This is a genomic window from Frankia umida, from assembly GCF_023242945.1.
GTDB classification, from domain to species: domain Bacteria; phylum Actinomycetota; class Actinomycetes; order Frankiales; family Frankiaceae; genus Frankia; species Frankia umida.
The window spans coordinates 1-14,748 of record NZ_JALKFT010000027.1; the positions used below are offsets into that span (position 1 = coordinate 1).

The following is a 14,748-nucleotide window of genomic DNA, read 5'->3' on the forward strand; positions in this document are numbered from 1 at the left end:
CAGGCCACCAGGTCACCAGAAAACCCCAGCACGCCGTGAGACCAAAAACAAACGATCTACGAGACCTGACCAGTTACGAGATTTTATCGCTAAAATGTACCCGTGGAAGGACCCGCGCCCACCCAAGGAGATCAGCGCGCCCCTCGGCCAGGACCTACGCCCACGCCTGGGCGACCTCATCCCGCACGGCCTCGGCGCCTACTGGCCACCGCGCGACGACTCCGGCACCACCGCGACCGACGCCAACGACGCCAACAACCTCACCCTGCGCAGGACCACCTGGGGGGCGCCGTAAGTACGGGCCGGGGCACACCTGGCCGACCTCGGCCTCCCGGCCGGCGCCTACGTCAGCTGCCCAGCCTGATCAGCCCGGGCAGCTGAGGTCGAGGTCGGCCGGCAAGAGATCATCGTTGTGACCCTCGCCGAGGGCGGACGCCCGGCGCCCCGGAGCAGTGGCGCGCAGCGTCCCCGCAGCTGGACGCACGACCATCGCGCATCTCCTCATCGAACTCTTCGTCGTTCTCGAGAAGGATCACGCGGCGGTCGCTTCACGTCACGGACCGCCACTCCAGTAAGTCGCTGGACGATCACACTCTGTACACCATGTCCGTGGACTCCGCTCCATGTACCGCGGCAGACCGCACCGGAGTTGACCCGGCCGCCCAGGTTGGTCAGCGGCCGGACGCCCCGACGGCACCCCTGGCGTGCAGCGTTGCCGCGACCCAGGTCATGGCCCTGGTCACGGCCGTTCGGGACTCGTCGGTGTGGTCGAGGCTGTCGAAGCCGTGCTGACCGTTCGGGACGTCGATGACCTCGATCGGAACGCCGTGGGCACGGGCGGCATCGACGAAGGCGTTCTGGCCGGGCACCGCCACCGGGAACTCGGCACCGACCCGGGTGAGCAGGATCGGCGGCCGCCCCGGGGTGGCGACGGCGCCAACCGCGTCGAACTCGGCGCCGTCCGGGACGCCCGGCGGAACGCTCAGGAACGGGTAGCTCAGCGCGACGCAGCGCAGCCACGGGGGCACGGCGGCGAGCCATCCGGCCGCGAGCGGACCGCCACCGGAGAAGAACCACAGGCCGACCCGGTCGGGGTCGACGCCCTCGACGGCGCGTGCCTGCTCGACGGCCGAACGCACGTTCCGCCCGGCGACCGGGTAGTCACCGGGGCCGTGCAGGCCATGGTCGACGGTGACCCCGACGAGGCCATGGGCGGCGGCGAGCGCGCCGTAACCGAGAAAGGTCGGCCAGTCCCGGGGGGTCGGCTCCAGCTGCGCCGGTACGGGCCCGCCGTGCACGAACACCACGGCGGGCCGACGCCGCTCGGCGGACGGGTCGGTGCTGTGGACGTCGATCGCGCCGATACGCCGACGGTGGGCGGGCGCCACGTCGAGCACGAACGGATGCATGTGCGGCGGGATGGCCATACCCACATCACATCAAGGACACCCGCCGCTGGTCGACCTGGCCCCTGTCCCCCTGCCCGCCAAGATGGGATGAGACAGAAGACCTTCCCAAGGCAGGCCAACCGCCGAAACTGGGACACAGCCATCACAAGATCGGCGCCGGTTCCTGAGAACGGGCAGCACCTGTCGGCCAGATTGAGCACCCGTTGATCTCTGGGTGAAGATCGAGTCGATCACGACGCCGGCGGGCCAGACACTCCTGCGGCCATGCCCGCCGAGGCCAGACGGGTCATGAGGGCTCGTCGGACAGCCGGCCATTCGGAAGCGACCACCGCGAACATCGCCGAGTCCCGCACCGTCCCCTCCTCCCCCGGCGCCCAGGACATCGACCAGTTGCGAAGGACGCCCTCGAAGCTGATACCCAGTCGTGTCAACGCCCGCCGGCACCGGTGGTTGCGGGCGTCGGTGTTCAGATCGACCCGTGCGACCCCCAGGGTCTCGAACGCATACCCCAGCAGCAGAAGCTTCGCCTCGGCGTTGATGCCGCTGCCCTGCGCGGACGCCGCGAGCCAGGTGGAGCCGATTTCGACGGCTCGCAGGGCCGGCCGATCCGGCCAGGGCCGCGGATCCAGGAATCCGGTGCACCCCACGGCTTTCCCGTCACGCACCCGGACCTGGGCGAACGGCGTCAGCCCAGGCCTGGCCAACAGCGCCGCCGCATACCCCCGCGTCTGGCTCCCACGGGGAACCAGCGTGAACCCGTAGGTCTCCCGGTCCTCCTCGACGGCCGCGGCCAGGTCGACCGCGTGCTCCATCGTCAACGGCTCCAGCCGCACCAGGGAACCAGCGAGAACAGGAACATCGAGCTGAACACTCATCGGAGTTTCCTCATCGTTCCTGGCGTTGGCACCTTGCCCGCGCTGGACAGGTTGCCGGACCGTCACCGGGCCAGGTCCCTCAGATCCTCTGGATGATCAACGAGAGTCGATTGTCCCCGGCCACAGAGAGCCACGTCAACACGAACATGCGATGAAGTGCGGAACGCAGGACCTCGGCGCCCTGCCCGTCGAGAACGCCGTGGGACCCGTCACTGGCCCCACGGCGAACAGCTGATCCACGTCGAGCTGTCGACGGTCCTCGGTCTGCCCCGGACAACACTGGCCGAGCTGTGGTGTCGGCTCATGCGGCTCGGCTCATCAGATCTCCGTCCGATAGAACACCTTTCCCGTATTCACGGTGAAGCCTGTGCACGGTAGAAACTTTGCACTGACTGGTTGTCGAGGTCGGTGGTCCATTCGACTCTGCTGCAATTGGTTTCGGTGGCGATGCGGCGGAGGTGATCCATGAGGAGGCCTCCGATGCCGCGGCGTCGGGCGTGTTCGCGAACGTAGAGTTCCTTGAGGAAAAGTGACTGTGTCACGCCCGCGGCCGGCCAGAGGAACGCGTAGGTGGCCATGCCCAGCACCTCGTGGTCTTCGCATGCCAGTAGCACCGCGGGAGAGGCCTGGCCGGACAGGAGCAGCCCGCGGATGTGGGCGAGGCGCTGGGGGCGGGGGTCGGTGGGGGCGCGCCGTTGCTGGTTGGCGACGTTGCTGGTTGGCGACGTTGGTCAGGCCGAAGGCGGTCCGGTAGACGAGTTTGATCAGCCGGTTGGCTCCCTCAGCCGCGGCGTTGGACAGGCCGTGCAGGACGGCGGCTGTGATCTCGACGCGCCAGTCCGAGATCGTTTCGGCGAGAGCGACGATCTCGGGGACGGTCGCGCCGGTCGTGGCGCAGTAGTCGAAGAACCTGGTGAGGGCCCGGTCGACGTCGGTGCGGGTGGTGGCTCGGCCGGTGCGGGTCGGGGAGAGCGCGAGCAGGTCGAGTAGGTGGTTCTTCGCGCGGCCGTTGCCGGAGAGTGCGCCGGGGCCGCGCACCAGCAGGTTGCGGATCGTGTATTCGGGGTCGGTGGCCCGGCCGCGGCGGTCACGGAGCTGGTGGGTGACCCGGCGGCGGACATCCCCGACCGCCTTGTTCGCCAGCTGCGCGACGTGGAACGGGTCGACCGCGATCATCGCGTGTGGGAGCGCGTCGCGGGCGGCAGCCTTGTAGACGGTGGACATGTCGATCGTGACCGCCCGGATGCCCGCGCGCCAGGCGGCGGGCCGGGCCTCGATCCAGCCGACCGTGGCCGCCGCCGTGCTGCCCTCGACGGCCCCGAGCAGGCCGTGGCCACCAGCGGAGTCGAACAACCCGGTCTGCCAGCGGTCGGCGTCGGCGACCCAGCCGCCGGAGAGCGGGTCCCGCTGGTAGCGGGGACGGCCCCGGCGGTGGTCGTCGATCCCGAGCACCTCGACGCCCGGCAGCGGCCCGGACACCGACCGCACCGGCCGGCCTGCCTCCCCGTCGGCGGTGGTCTCCTGGTCTGCGACCGGCCCGTCGGGCCCGGTCCCAGCGGCCGGGGCGGTGACCACGATCCCCGCCTCCTCGGCCACCGCGACGAAGCCACGGTGCGCGGTGTGCCAGCTGACTCCGGCCGCCCGCTCGACCAGCTCGACCTCGACCCCGGCCGGCAGCCCCGGCAACCCACCCAACGCACAGCCTCTACCCTGGGACACACGCACCCGCCCGCTTGATGATCTTTTTCTGGCAAGAGCGATCATTTCAGCGGGCGGGTGTCCCGCTTCCCGAACCAAACCGCGACTACGTTCCGTCACCCCAAGCCGTCACACACGGCTCATGACCGTACACACTCCCCAACCCACTGCGGAGAGCCCGAAATGTACCGACCTCTCCGGCTTCAGTCAAAACGAACTCGACGCCATCGCCGCCGAACTCAACGGCAGACCCCGGAAAGTCCTCGACTGGAAAACCCCGACGAGGCCTACGCCGAGACCCACAATCTGAAAGAATTTGGACCGTCGGTGCACTGACCGTTGGAATCCGCCCCGCATTGATGTCGCACACGGCGACGAAAATCTACCAGGAACGGATCGGCGCCATCCCCCGGGTGTTGTAGTAGATATTTTGGTAGGTCCCATTCTGGGAGATCAGATTCGCGTTGAGCTGCTGATTCTGGTAGGCCAAGTCACCGATGTTGTCATACGGAGCCTGGGCAACCGCCGCACCGGCGAGAGGCAGCATACCTCCACACGCGAGAAGCGTTCCGAAAATAACTACGCACATCCGATTCCGACGCATTCTTATTAAATCCTTCCGGAGACCAGTCACATAGTCCTCAATTGACTGGATATTCATATCACGAACTAATCCACATCTGCAAAGCGTCTATCAAAATAGGGCAGTAGTCCCCTAATATTATGGGCAAAATGCCCGACCGGTGGTCCGACAGAATCGTTGTCGAGAGCACCTTTCGTCTGGATGACGAAGGACCCCGGCCGGAGCCTGGTCCTCGAGTACGGTTGCCTCTGCGCCGCTCCGGATCTTCGGCGACTGTTCGTGGCGATCAACATGGACCTGGCTCGCCGCGCCGGGCACCTCAGAAGCCGTGCTGGCGGGCCGAAGGACGGCTACCTACCGTCCGAGGTGGACCGGGTCTGGCGCGCGACTCGACCGGGCGGCCGGCTGATGGCCGCCGTGACCCGAGAGGACAGCGACCCATGGTTCACCGTCCCGCACTGCCCTACGACACGACCGACGCCACCTCCCCGCACGGCCTGGGCCCACACCACGTCCAGCTGGCGATCCCACCCGGCAGCGAGGAACTCTGCCGCAGGTTCTACGTCGACGTGCTGGGCATGACCGAGAGCCAGAAGCCGCCGGTGCTGGCAACGCGCGGCGGGCTGTGGCTACGCGCGGACCGACTGGAGATCCACCTCGGTGTCGAGGAGACTTCCGGCCGGCGCGCAAGGCCCACCCCGGCATCCTCGTCGAGGATCTGGACGGGCTGGCGAACCGGCTGACCGACAAGGGCATCACGGTCACCTGGGACGACAACTTCCCGGGGCTCCGCCGCTTCTACGCCTTCGACATCCTGGGAAACCGGCTGGAGTTCCTCCAGCCCACCGCGACGCGTCACCCTATCCGACCACAGCCGTCTGAAAGCCAGGCTCCGGCCCATGCGCGGACTGAAACGCCTGCGCTCCGCCCAGACGATCAGCCGATGCAACAGACCCCGTCGCGCTCCCCGACCGGCCGGTGCCCGGTTGGTCACCACGCAGTGCAGCAGCCGCCAGGAAGGACGTTCACCATGACGTCCACCGCGCAGAGGGGCTCGGTGACGGGAGCGAAGGACACCCGGTACGACCTGCTGTGGTTCACCGAGAGCTGCCTCGACAACGCCCTGCGGCTCGAGACCTACATCGCCGACGCGGAAAGCGACGGCGACCGGGAGCTGACGGCCTGGATCTCGGTGACCGTCCGCAGGTCGATGGCGGTCGCGCCGAGTGCGGTGTGTAGTTCGAGAATACCGTCGTGCACCCGGACCACCCCGCCGCAGAGCTCGCCAGCGGGGGTGCGCACCGCGAGAAGCGAGCCGCTGGGAACCGTCACCACCGGCGACCACGAGTCGGCTCACCGCGATCGCCGCGTCGAGCAGCCGCCGCTGGCCGGACTCGTCGAAGGCCCGTTCCAGCATGACGGCGAGCTGGCCGCCAGCGGCGAGGAACTCGCCCGCTGGTCCGCCGGGTCCGGGAGGTGCGCCAGCCGGTCCCGCGCGAGCGCGGCCAGACCCAGCAGCCCCGCGGCGTCCACCCGCTCGCCGTCATCCTCCGTGCCAGGTTCCTGCCGGTCCTCGACAGTCATGGTGCCGGTGCGCCCCCCGATACCGGCCGACGGTGACCTCGCTGGCCCGCATGGCGACAACCGGCGCTACCCGTGATGATCTCACCTCTGCGAGTCAGGGCCAAGGCTGCCCCGTGCCGTGGTCGGCGGGCCGCGGCCCGCTCAGCCAGGCGATGGCCCGCCGGCGGGACGGTCGGCGACGAGGATGCGGGTGCCGCGCAGTGACTGGCGGTGCCGTGCCGGGGTGTCGAACCGCCGGGCCAGGACGAGCAGCGTGTCGTCGCGGGTGACGGTGAAGCCGCCCGCCGCGACGGCGCGGCCCATTGCCCGTGGCGTCCACGCGGAGCGGTTCGGCTCCCGTGCCATCGGGTTCTCGCTGCCGGTGAGCCGGCTCAGCACCGCCGCGGCTCCCCGGCCAAGGGCGAACCCCGGTGTCGGCGAGTGATACTGGATGATCAGCCGGCTGCCGGGCGCGGACCGCGCCGCGATCACCTGCAGCGTCCCGAGCGTCTGACCGCGGGTCAGGTAGGGCACGACGCCCTCCCAGATCCAGACGGTCGGCGCCGACTCGCGGTGCCCCGCGGCGGCCAGCGCGTCGCCGAGGTCGTCCCGGCTGAAGTCCACCGGGACGTACACCGGCGCCGAGACGGGCTCGGCCAGCCCGCCGGCCCGCTCTCGCTTCTCCCGCTGCGTCGCCGGATGATCCACCTCGAACACCGGTATACCGGCGAGCTCGCGCAGCTGCCAGGCCCGTCCGTCCAGGCCCGCGCCGAGGATGACCACCTGGGTTCCCGCCGCGCCGTGGCGCGCCACCACCTCCCGGACGGCGTCATCGATCGTGACGGTCCGCGGGGCCATCGCGTCACCGCAGGCCCGCACCATCTCGAACGCCATCCGTGGCCTGGCGCCGACAGGCACCGCGTCGGCCCGCACCTGCTCGACGGCCACCCGTTCCGCGGGACGCAGCAACGCCAGCGCCGTCGGATCGTCGAACCGCCCAGGCGCCAGCCGGCCGTGCGCGACCGCCCGCCCCTGACAGACGAGGATCGCGGTTCGGCTCGCCCCGCCGGCCCCGCCCATCGCCCGGTGCCCTCGCCCACCCGGCCGTGCCCACCCGAACCGCCGCACCGTCGCGTACCTCCGCACCGTCCGAACCGCCCCGCGATACCGACCCTCCGCGCGAGCCCTGACCTCCGCACGGTCCCCGGCCACCGCGCGACCTCCCATCACCGCGCGGTCCCATGCCTCCGCGCGAGCCCCGGCCACCGCGCGGTCCAGAGTGTTCGGACGATCCCGAAGGTTCGCGGAATCCCGGCAGGTTCCGCTTCCCGCACGGCGTCAGCCCGCGGCGTCCGGCGGCGCGGTCCCCGAACGCGAACCGGCGACGTCGGGATGTCGGCGGGCGAGACTGGCGGGGGCGCGGGCTAGCCAGGCCTCTGCCAGCACCTCGGCGAGCTCGTCGACGTCGACGGGGTCGAGCCGCACCAGCACCGCGGCATAGCCCTCGAAGTGTGGAATCGTGAAGTAGACGGCCGGGTCGTCGACGATGAGCGCCGCACGCACGCCCACGTCGGCGACCCGCACGGCCAGCGGCGTCTCATCCGACGCGGCCGCGCCGAGGGCCGCGAGATCGCCCCGGCGCAGGGGCCGCCTCCAGGCGAACGTCTTGTCCCGCACCTTCCACGCCTCGTTCCCGAACGAGGTGCCCGCGCTCGTCTCCGGCAGGGCGAGCGCGATCCGCCGCACGTCGGCCCAGGTCGCCACGGCAGTCAGGCTACCGCCAGGCACACCGCCCTGGTCGGGTGGCCCGGGGGGATCTCCACCCCCGGGCTCCCACAGAACGGAGCGTGAACCTCTCGGTTCACTCCGCTCTTCTCACCGTGATCCGGTCGGCATGGATGCCCAGGCCCAGTGCGCGAACAGGCCGGGCTCTCGATCGAGGAGCCCGGTCCACCATGCCCTGAACCGCTTGAACGGGCGTAGCCGTCTGTACTTCTTGCCAGCCCACCGCATCAGGTAGGTGTTGATGCGTTGCAGGAGGGGCGACAGCTGCGACCGGTAGAACCGGCCGTAGTAGTTCATCCAGCCCGCCACGACCGGGTTGATCAGTGCGGCGAGCTCGCTCAGGTCGTGCCTGGTTCGCGTGTGGATCCGCCATCGGCGGACCCGCCGGCTCATCTTCTTCAGCGCCTCGGGGCTGACCGCGGGCTGGAAGCCCACGAACATGGTCCCGTCGGCTCTCCTGGCGCCCCTGGGCCGGAAGGTGTACCCCAGGAACGTGAACGAGGTGTGCTCGTACGAGCCACGCCGCCTGCCGTCCTTGCAATACACAATTTTGGTCTTGGTCGGGTGCAGCCGCAGCCCGACCTCGGCCATCCGGCTGGTAAGCGCGGCCAGCGCCACGCGGGCCTCCCGTTCCGACGCGCAGTGCGCAATCGCGTCGTCCGCATAGCGTTCGAACTGCACACCCGGGAAATTCCGGGCCAGGAACAGATCGAACGCGTAATGCATGAACAGGCTGGCGAGCACGGGTGATATCGCCGATCCCTGCGGGGTCCCGCGATCCCGCCTTGCCAGGGTCCCGTCGGGCAGCTGCAGCGGGGCGGCAAGCCACCGCCTCACATAGAGCAGCACCCATGTCTGGTCGGTGGTGATGTTGGCCTCGACCGCCTTGGTCATGAGGTCCCACGGCACGCTGTCGAAGAAGTCCTGAACATCGATATCAATGACCCAGTCCTTCTTCCAGCACCGCTGGCGACACGCTGCCACGGCATCCAGCGCGCCGCGCCGACGCCGGTACCCGTAGGAGTTCGCATGGAAGATCGACTCCGTGCGGGCCTCCAGCGCCATCGCGGCCACCGTCTGCGCCACCCGGTCGGCAACCGTGGGCACGCCGAGAACTCTCGTGCCCCCAGCCGCCTTGGGTATCTCCACCGCCATTACCGGAGGCGGAAAGTAGGTCCCCGACGACATCCGGTTCCAGATCTTGTAGAGGTTGTTCCTCAGATCGGACTCGAACTCGGCCAAGGACTGCCCGTCCACCCCGGCGGCACCCTTGTTGGCCCTTACACGCCTGTACGCCTCCCACACCAGCTGCTTCGGCATCTGAAACGGCTTGCCTTCCGGACCTGACCTGCTCACACGTCTCCTCCCGGCAACGCCGGTTGCTCGCGCGAAACAAACCATCGATGAGCCGACCCCTTCACATCCACCCCGACTACCGGGGCTTCCCCGCTACTACGGGCCGGTCCGCCAGCAGACGCCGCGACGGTACTCAGCGCCTTACGGTTCCTGCCGCTCGGCGCGCTCCCTCTCACCCACCCGCCCCACAAGGCGGGCACGCAGTGTCGGCATCTGCCTTCCCACGTTCCACGTGAAAGCCGCAGACCAGGCTCGCGCCGCCTCCATGCCGGGCACCACCTGGCCAGTACACGGGCTCCCGCCAGGCTTATCCTGAAGCAACCCCAAGCGCCCCAGTTTCGATGCTGTCTGATCTGGTTTCGACACTTCGACAGCGGTTCGCTTTCGCTCGCCTTCCTGGTCCCCACCTGACGCATCCGATGTGCCTTTTCCTCATCACTCACCACGACGGTCTTCAGCCAACGCAGCATGAGGTGGTTTGACGTCTCCCCCCGCAGGGCGACGCCGAAGGGCCACAAATCCTTCATCTTCCACGCAGCACCGCATCGAGCAAGATCTCCTACCTGTCGACCTCGCTCTCTGCGCTCGTGGCGCACTGGGGCGAGCTGAACATCCTCGTCGGCACGGTCTCGCCGGGGCCGTTCGCGACCGACCTGTACGCCGTCATGCGGGCGCTCGCGGAGCGCTACGGTCACCCATCGCATGAGGTCGCGCCAGATTGGCGTCGTCCCGGCCAGCCAGGCCTCCGTTCTCCGGCCGCGCAGCGGTGGTCGGCCCGGGCGGGCACGTCGTCCGAACCGGCCGGCTCGAGGCAGCCGACCGGCCTTGCGGGCCGCTGGGAGCAGGGGCGTCAGCGGGCCTCGAGACCATGGCCGGTGGCGGCTTGATACGTATATAGATTATATTTATATAAACTAGGGTCTTTGCGTGGGGCCATTCGCATGGGGCCATTCGCATGGGGCCAAGCCGCCGCGGGCCCGATGGTCCACGGTCGCGTCGTCGAAGGGACAGACATGCTGGTGATCCGCGCATGACCCAACCCGTACCGCCGGAGTCGGCCGGGCAGGCGACAATGGTCACCGCCGCGGTGCTACGCCAGACGGATGGTCCCTACCTGATCGAGGAGGTCAAGCTCGATCCGCCGGGGCCGGGAGAAGTGCTGGTCCGGATCGTCGGCACAGGCATGTGCCACACCGATATGGTGCCGCGCGGTGCCGGGTCGTTCTCCCCACCGCCGATCATCACGGGCCATGAGGGCGCCGGGGTGGTCGAGGCCGTCGGGGCCGGCGTCAGGCGGGTGTCCCTCGGCGACCATGTGGTGCTCTCCTTCGACTCCTGTGGTGCGTGCGCGAACTGCCGCAAGGGCGCGCCCCCGTACTGCGACACGTTCCTGCTGCGCAACCTCCTCGGCCGGCGCATGGACGGCACGACCGCGGTGCACGGCGGTGACGGCGGCGAGATCTCCTCCCGGTGGTTCGGCCAGTCCTCGTTCGCCACGCACTGCCTGGCCTCCGAGCGCAGCGTCGTCGTCGTCGACCGGGACCTGCCCCTGGAGAAACTGGGGCCGCTGGGCTGCGGCATCCTGACCGGCGCCGGTTCGGTGTTCGTCGACCTGAACGTCCCGGCCGGCGCCAGCCTCGTCGTGTTCGGCGCGGGCGCGGTGGGTCTGGCGGCCGTCATGGCGGCGAAGGTCGCCGGCGCCGGGCCGATCATCGCCGTCGACCTCCACGAGCATCGGTTGACGCTGGCCATGGAGCTCGGCGCCACCCACCTGCTCGACGGTGCCACGTCCGATCTCGTCGCGCGAATCCAGGCCCTGACCGGCGGCGGAGCCGAGTTCAGCTTCGACACCACCGGGAACGTCTCGGTGATCGGCGATGCGCTCGCCGTGCTGCGCCAGGGCGGTCACTGCGGGCTGGTGGGGATCCAGACCGCACCCCTCACTCTGGGACCGGCCGCCCTGATCGGCAAGACCGTGTCGAGCATTCTCGAGGGCGGGGCGGACCCCCAGGTCGTCATCCCCCGGCTGCTCGACCTGTGGCGCCGGGGCCAGTTCCCGTTCGACCGGCTGATCGAGACCTTCCCGCTGGAGGCGATCAACGCCGCGGAGGAGGCCTCGCTGTCCGGGAAGGTCATCAAGCCCGTCCTGCTCCCCGCGATGCACACCTGATGACGCGGCCCGCGGTTCGCCCCGGCGGGCCGGCTGCCCCCGACATCGCACCGGCCCACCGCGACGATCCGCCGTTGTGGACCTCTTCCACCGGGGCGCCGCGCTGGCCGGCGCCATCGTCGTGCCGCTGAACTCCTGGTGACCAGCGTCGCGGTCCGGCGTTCGGATCTGTCCAGAAAGGCCTGCCGCGCTCCGTCGGCCAGCGGCTGATCCTGGAGCCGGGCCGTCCTCACCGTCCAGGAGTGCGCACGCCCCGGTCCCGCAGGAGGCGGCGCAGCGCGTGGACGTCGGGCTTGCCACTGGCCAGCCGAGGCACGTCGGCGGCGTCGTCCACCACCAGCCAGCGGGTCGACACCTTGAAGCTGCTCAACCGGGACCGGCACCGGTTCGGCCAGGTCCGTCTGCTCGTCCAGGTCCGCCTGCCCGGCCAGCACCCCGGCCACGACCAGCGCGGCGACGTGCCGCGTACCGTCGTCCTCGGCCACGTCGGTGACGACGGCGTCGCGGACCCGCGGCGGGGCGCGCAGCACCGCCTCCACCTCCATCGGGTACACGGTCGCGCCGGAGACCTTGAACATGTCGTCGAGACGGCCGCGGTACCAGAGGTACCCGTCGGCGTCGAGCACGCCGGCCGCGACCGGGACGGCGCCGAGGCGGGCATCGGCCCGCCCGACCACGCAGGCGCCGCGGATGCGCGGGTCGCGTTCGAGGGCGGCGCGCACCTCGTGGGGCAGGATCGTGAACCCGCCGCCGCGTACGAGGTCAGCACCGGCACCCCGTACTTCGTCTGGAAGGTGTCGGCGTCGTCGGCCGACAGCGGCGCGTTCACGATCAGCGCACGGCGGCGCAGCCGCACGTCGCCGCCTGCGTTGCGCTCGTGAGCATCTCGGCAGCGACCTCCGGCCGGAGCCGCCCGGCGGCATCCGCCGGGCCCTCGCCCGTGACGGCCAGCTGGCCGAGCGTGGGAATCGGTTCGCCCATCAGCGGTGCCTCACCCTCAGGACGATCGGCCGTTCGACGGTCGGGATCAGGTCGGCGCCGGTCGCCATGAACTCCGCCCACAGCTCGAAGCTGAGGAATCCCCGGTCTGCGGTGACCAGCATGGTGAGGTTCTCGGCGGTGTCCGGGACGTCGATGTTGACGCCGCCGATGGCCAGGAGCCGCCACGAACGAAGCCACGCACCTGTCGTGCCCAGCTCCGCGAGCGGGACCGCGACCCGCTCGAACAACAGCTTCAGCGGCTCCTCGCGGAGCCGCTCACGGGCCTGGCTGAGTGCGCTCGTCGACGGCACTGTCCCAAACAGACCCTAGCCGACTGTGATCGGCAGGGACTCCCAGCCGCGTACGGTCGACGTCGAGGCGAGCTTCGCCTGCGCCCAGTTGACCTCCCACCTCGGAAAATGCCGAAGGATCTCCTCCAGCGCGATTCGGCCCTCCAGCCGGGCCAACGCGGCGCCGAGGCAGTAATGACCCCCCAGCCCGAAGGTCAGCTGCTGGCCGACGTGACGACGGATGGTGAAGGTGTTCGGATCCGGATAACGGGCCGGGTCACGGTTGGCCGCCGCGAGGACGAAGAGCATCGTCGAGCCCGCGGGCACCGACTGACCATGGAACTCGACGTCGCTGGTGACATAGCGGGCCAACGCGTGGCCGGGCGGCTCGAAACGCAACAGCTCCTCGATGGCGTTGGGAATCAGCGACGGGTCGGCTACCAGTTCGTCGCGGGCATCCGGGAATTTCGCGAGCGTCGAGGTGGCCCAGCCGATCAGACGGCCGGTGGTCTCGTTACCGGCGCCGGCAACGACCGTGACGTAGGTGAGGATCTCGTCGCGGGTCAGGGTCCGGGTGACGCCGTTCTCATCGGTGAACTCGTTGGTGAGCAGTTCGGTCATCAGGTCGTCGGACGGGTTCTCGCGGCGCCAGTCGATGTAGGGGCCGAAGATCTCCCCGGACATGAGCGCGCCCCCGGAGAGGTCCATCTGGCCTCCGGGCTGGGTTTGCAACGCCTCGTTGCCCGCGTCCCGGATGTCGGCCTGGTCGGACTCCGGAATACCAAGGAGCATGCCGATGACTCGCATCGGGAACTCGTTTCCGAAATCCTCGATCATGTCGAACTCGCCCGCCCCGATGAGCGGATCGAGTGTGCGGACGCAGAATTCACGGATCTTCGGCTCGAGCCCAAGGACACGCCTCGGGGTGAAGACCCGGGCCAGCAGACCGCGGTGCAGGTCGTGGCTCGGCGGGTCCTCGAAGATGAGGGTTCCGGGGGGCAGTTCCATACCCGACTTGATGATTTCCAGAACACCGCCCCTGGCGGACGAGAACGTCTTCCAGTTCGGCACGCTGCGCTCGATGTCGGCGAACCGGGTGATCGCGAAGAAGTCATACTGCTCGTTGTAGTAGAGGGGAGCCCGCTCCCGTAGCCGCTGGTAGATCGGGTACGGGTCCGCGGCGTAGGCCTGGTCGTAGGGATCCCAGGCCAGGGCGGTGTCCGTCGTCATCCGTTCGCTCCTCACCACGCGAATTACCGGCGGCGACGCGTGATGCTGAGCGTTCGCCCAATCGCTATGCTGAGCACATGCCTATCGTCCGACCGGCCGGCTCGTCAAGCGATCTGCCTGCGGCGCCTGGCGCCGCGCGGTGACCGCGACGCGTCGACTGGGCGCGGCGGACTCGGAGACGAGAGCCGCGCTGCTCGACGTGACCGCCGCGATCATGATCGAGGAGGGCTACGCCGCCGCCACCTCACGCCGGGTCGCGGCGCGGGCGGGCGTGAAGCCCGCCTTGGTGCATTACTACTTCCACACAATGGACGACCTGTTCCTGGCGCTCTTCCGGAAGGGCGCGGAGGCGAACCTCAGCCGCTACGAACAGGCCCTCGCCACCCACCAGCCACTACGCGTCCTGTGGGGACTGGCCAGGGAACCTGGCGGAGCGCTGCTGCTCGCCGAGTTCCAGGCGCTCGCGAACCACCGCAAGACCATCCGAGCGGAAATAGCCGAGTATGCCGAGCGTTTTCGCGCCCTCGAGATCAAGGCCGTCGCGGCGCGGTTCGCCAGCCACGGCTACGAAGCGGTTCCGGCCGGGGCGGTGACCGTCATGATGAGCGCCGTCGCGCGCATCCTCGTGATGGAGGACGTCATGGGCATCACGACCGGTCACCAGGAAGTGCTGGACCTCGTCGAGCGCTATCTCGACCAGCTCGAGCCGAGCGCCGCGGAGTCAGGTCCGGCGTGATGGCATGTCAGAGCCGTCCGTGCTACGCGAACTACACTTTTGACCCGCTCGGGCGCTCACTTCTCCACAAAC

15 protein-coding genes, 2 pseudogenes and 1 riboswitch are annotated in these 14,748 nt (G+C 69.3%); of the genes and pseudogenes, 7 read left to right on the forward strand and 10 right to left on the reverse strand.

Translation table 11 applies throughout. The annotated features are described in order from the left end of the window. Positions 1–94: 94 nt before the first annotated feature. On the forward strand, positions 95–295 hold the full coding sequence (locus MXD59_RS20470; RefSeq protein ID WP_248826248.1) for a hypothetical protein: 201 nt from the start codon (positions 95–97) through the stop codon (positions 293–295). A gap of 69 nt (positions 296–364) precedes the next feature. On the opposite strand, the gene MXD59_RS26630 is transcribed toward MXD59_RS20470, so the two are convergent. From MXD59_RS26630 to MXD59_RS20485, 4 genes are all read right to left on the reverse strand, one after another. Beyond that, positions 365–490, reverse strand: a complete 126-nt coding sequence (locus MXD59_RS26630; protein WP_283097221.1) for a hypothetical protein — start codon at positions 488–490, stop codon at positions 365–367. 181 nt (positions 491–671) lie between these two features. Then, positions 672–1,427, reverse strand: a complete 756-nt coding sequence (locus tag MXD59_RS20475; protein ID WP_248826249.1) for an alpha/beta hydrolase — start codon at positions 1,425–1,427, stop codon at positions 672–674. Positions 1,428–1,639: 212 nt separating this feature from the next. Then, on the reverse strand, positions 1,640–2,284 hold the full coding sequence (locus MXD59_RS20480; protein ID WP_248826250.1) for a GNAT family N-acetyltransferase: 645 nt from the start codon (positions 2,282–2,284) through the stop codon (positions 1,640–1,642). A 7-nt stretch (positions 2,285–2,291) separates the two neighbouring features. Next, positions 2,292–2,383, reverse strand: a riboswitch (SAM riboswitch). A 219-nt stretch (positions 2,384–2,602) separates the two neighbouring features. After that, complete coding sequence (locus tag MXD59_RS20485) at positions 2,603–3,979, reverse strand: transposase (RefSeq protein ID WP_248826251.1); 1,377 nt, start codon at positions 3,977–3,979, stop codon at positions 2,603–2,605. Between the two features lie 1,026 nt (positions 3,980–5,005). Between MXD59_RS20485 and MXD59_RS20490 the strand changes: the two genes are divergently transcribed. The 3 genes and pseudogenes from MXD59_RS20490 (at position 5,006) to MXD59_RS20500 (ending at position 6,225) form a co-directional block, all read left to right on the forward strand. Then, the gene (locus MXD59_RS20490; protein WP_248826252.1) at positions 5,006–5,308 is read left to right on the forward strand and encodes a VOC family protein; all 303 of its coding nucleotides are present in this window, start codon (positions 5,006–5,008) and stop codon (positions 5,306–5,308) included. A gap of 120 nt (positions 5,309–5,428) precedes the next feature. Next, positions 5,429–5,506: pseudogene (locus MXD59_RS27455) on the forward strand (IS6 family transposase); the annotation flags it as partial. Between the two features lie 116 nt (positions 5,507–5,622). Then, complete coding sequence (locus MXD59_RS20500) at positions 5,623–6,225, forward strand: hypothetical protein (RefSeq protein WP_248826253.1); 603 nt, start codon at positions 5,623–5,625, stop codon at positions 6,223–6,225. A gap of 65 nt (positions 6,226–6,290) precedes the next feature. Here MXD59_RS20500 and MXD59_RS20505 read toward each other — a convergent pair whose 3' ends face one another. From MXD59_RS20505 to ltrA, 3 genes are all read right to left on the reverse strand, one after another. After that, positions 6,291–7,208 (reverse strand): class I SAM-dependent methyltransferase, encoded by a 918-nt coding sequence (locus tag MXD59_RS20505; protein ID WP_248826254.1) that lies wholly within the window; start codon positions 7,206–7,208, stop codon positions 6,291–6,293. Between the two features lie 258 nt (positions 7,209–7,466). Beyond that, positions 7,467–7,916: an MmcQ/YjbR family DNA-binding protein gene (locus tag MXD59_RS20510; protein ID WP_248826255.1), complete on the reverse strand. Its 450-nt coding sequence runs from the start codon at positions 7,914–7,916 to the stop codon at positions 7,467–7,469. Between the two features lie 87 nt (positions 7,917–8,003). Further along, entirely contained in the window at positions 8,004–9,233 is a 1,230-nt protein-coding gene (gene ltrA / locus MXD59_RS20515; protein ID WP_248826256.1) for a group II intron reverse transcriptase/maturase, read from the reverse strand. Positions 9,234–10,299: 1,066 nt separating this feature from the next. On the opposite strand from ltrA, the gene MXD59_RS20520 reads away from it, so the two are divergent. Next, complete coding sequence (locus MXD59_RS20520; protein WP_248826257.1) at positions 10,300–11,439, forward strand: NAD(P)-dependent alcohol dehydrogenase; 1,140 nt, start codon at positions 10,300–10,302, stop codon at positions 11,437–11,439. Between the two features lie 229 nt (positions 11,440–11,668). Here the strand turns inward: MXD59_RS20520 and MXD59_RS27045 are convergent, their stop codons facing one another. Continuing rightward, positions 11,669–11,794, reverse strand: coding sequence for a hypothetical protein (locus tag MXD59_RS27045; RefSeq protein WP_308301749.1), 126 nt, complete (start codon positions 11,792–11,794; stop codon positions 11,669–11,671). Position 11,795: 1 nt separating this feature from the next. Between MXD59_RS27045 and MXD59_RS27050 the strand changes: the two genes are divergently transcribed. Then, on the forward strand, positions 11,796–12,320 hold the full coding sequence (locus MXD59_RS27050; RefSeq protein ID WP_248826297.1) for a hypothetical protein: 525 nt from the start codon (positions 11,796–11,798) through the stop codon (positions 12,318–12,320). Between the two features lie 111 nt (positions 12,321–12,431). Here MXD59_RS27050 and MXD59_RS20530 read toward each other — a convergent pair. Beyond that, positions 12,432–12,731, reverse strand: a pseudogene (locus tag MXD59_RS20530) (hypothetical protein); the annotation flags it as partial. A gap of 15 nt (positions 12,732–12,746) precedes the next feature. Further along, entirely contained in the window at positions 12,747–13,940 is a 1,194-nt protein-coding gene (locus MXD59_RS20535; protein WP_248826258.1) for a cytochrome P450, read from the reverse strand. A gap of 139 nt (positions 13,941–14,079) precedes the next feature. Here MXD59_RS20535 and MXD59_RS20540 point away from each other — a divergent pair, with 139 nt between their 5' ends. Further along, positions 14,080–14,676: a TetR/AcrR family transcriptional regulator gene (locus tag MXD59_RS20540; protein WP_248826259.1), complete on the forward strand. Its 597-nt coding sequence runs from the start codon at positions 14,080–14,082 to the stop codon at positions 14,674–14,676. Positions 14,677–14,748 lie beyond the last annotated feature (72 nt).

Bases quoted from the DNA above. Each gene is read 5' to 3' on its own strand.
- MXD59_RS20470 (WP_248826248.1), top strand. From the start codon at position 95: ATGTACCCGTGGAAGGACCCGCGCCCACCCAAGGAGATCAGCGCGCCC.
- MXD59_RS26630 (WP_283097221.1), bottom strand. From the start codon at position 490: ATGGTCGTGCGTCCAGCTGCGGGGACGCTGCGCGCCACTGCTCCGGGG.
- MXD59_RS20475 (WP_248826249.1), bottom strand. From the start codon at position 1,427: ATGGCCATCCCGCCGCACATGCATCCGTTCGTGCTCGACGTGGCGCCC.
- MXD59_RS20480 (WP_248826250.1), bottom strand. From the start codon at position 2,284: ATGAGTGTTCAGCTCGATGTTCCTGTTCTCGCTGGTTCCCTGGTGCGG.
- MXD59_RS20490 (WP_248826252.1), top strand. From the start codon at position 5,006: ATGGTTCACCGTCCCGCACTGCCCTACGACACGACCGACGCCACCTCC.
- MXD59_RS20505 (WP_248826254.1), bottom strand. From the start codon at position 7,208: ATGGGCGGGGCCGGCGGGGCGAGCCGAACCGCGATCCTCGTCTGTCAG.
- ltrA (WP_248826256.1), bottom strand. From the start codon at position 9,233: ATGCCGAAGCAGCTGGTGTGGGAGGCGTACAGGCGTGTAAGGGCCAAC.
- MXD59_RS20520 (WP_248826257.1), top strand. From the start codon at position 10,300: ATGACCCAACCCGTACCGCCGGAGTCGGCCGGGCAGGCGACAATGGTC.
- MXD59_RS20535 (WP_248826258.1), bottom strand. From the start codon at position 13,940: ATGACGACGGACACCGCCCTGGCCTGGGATCCCTACGACCAGGCCTAC.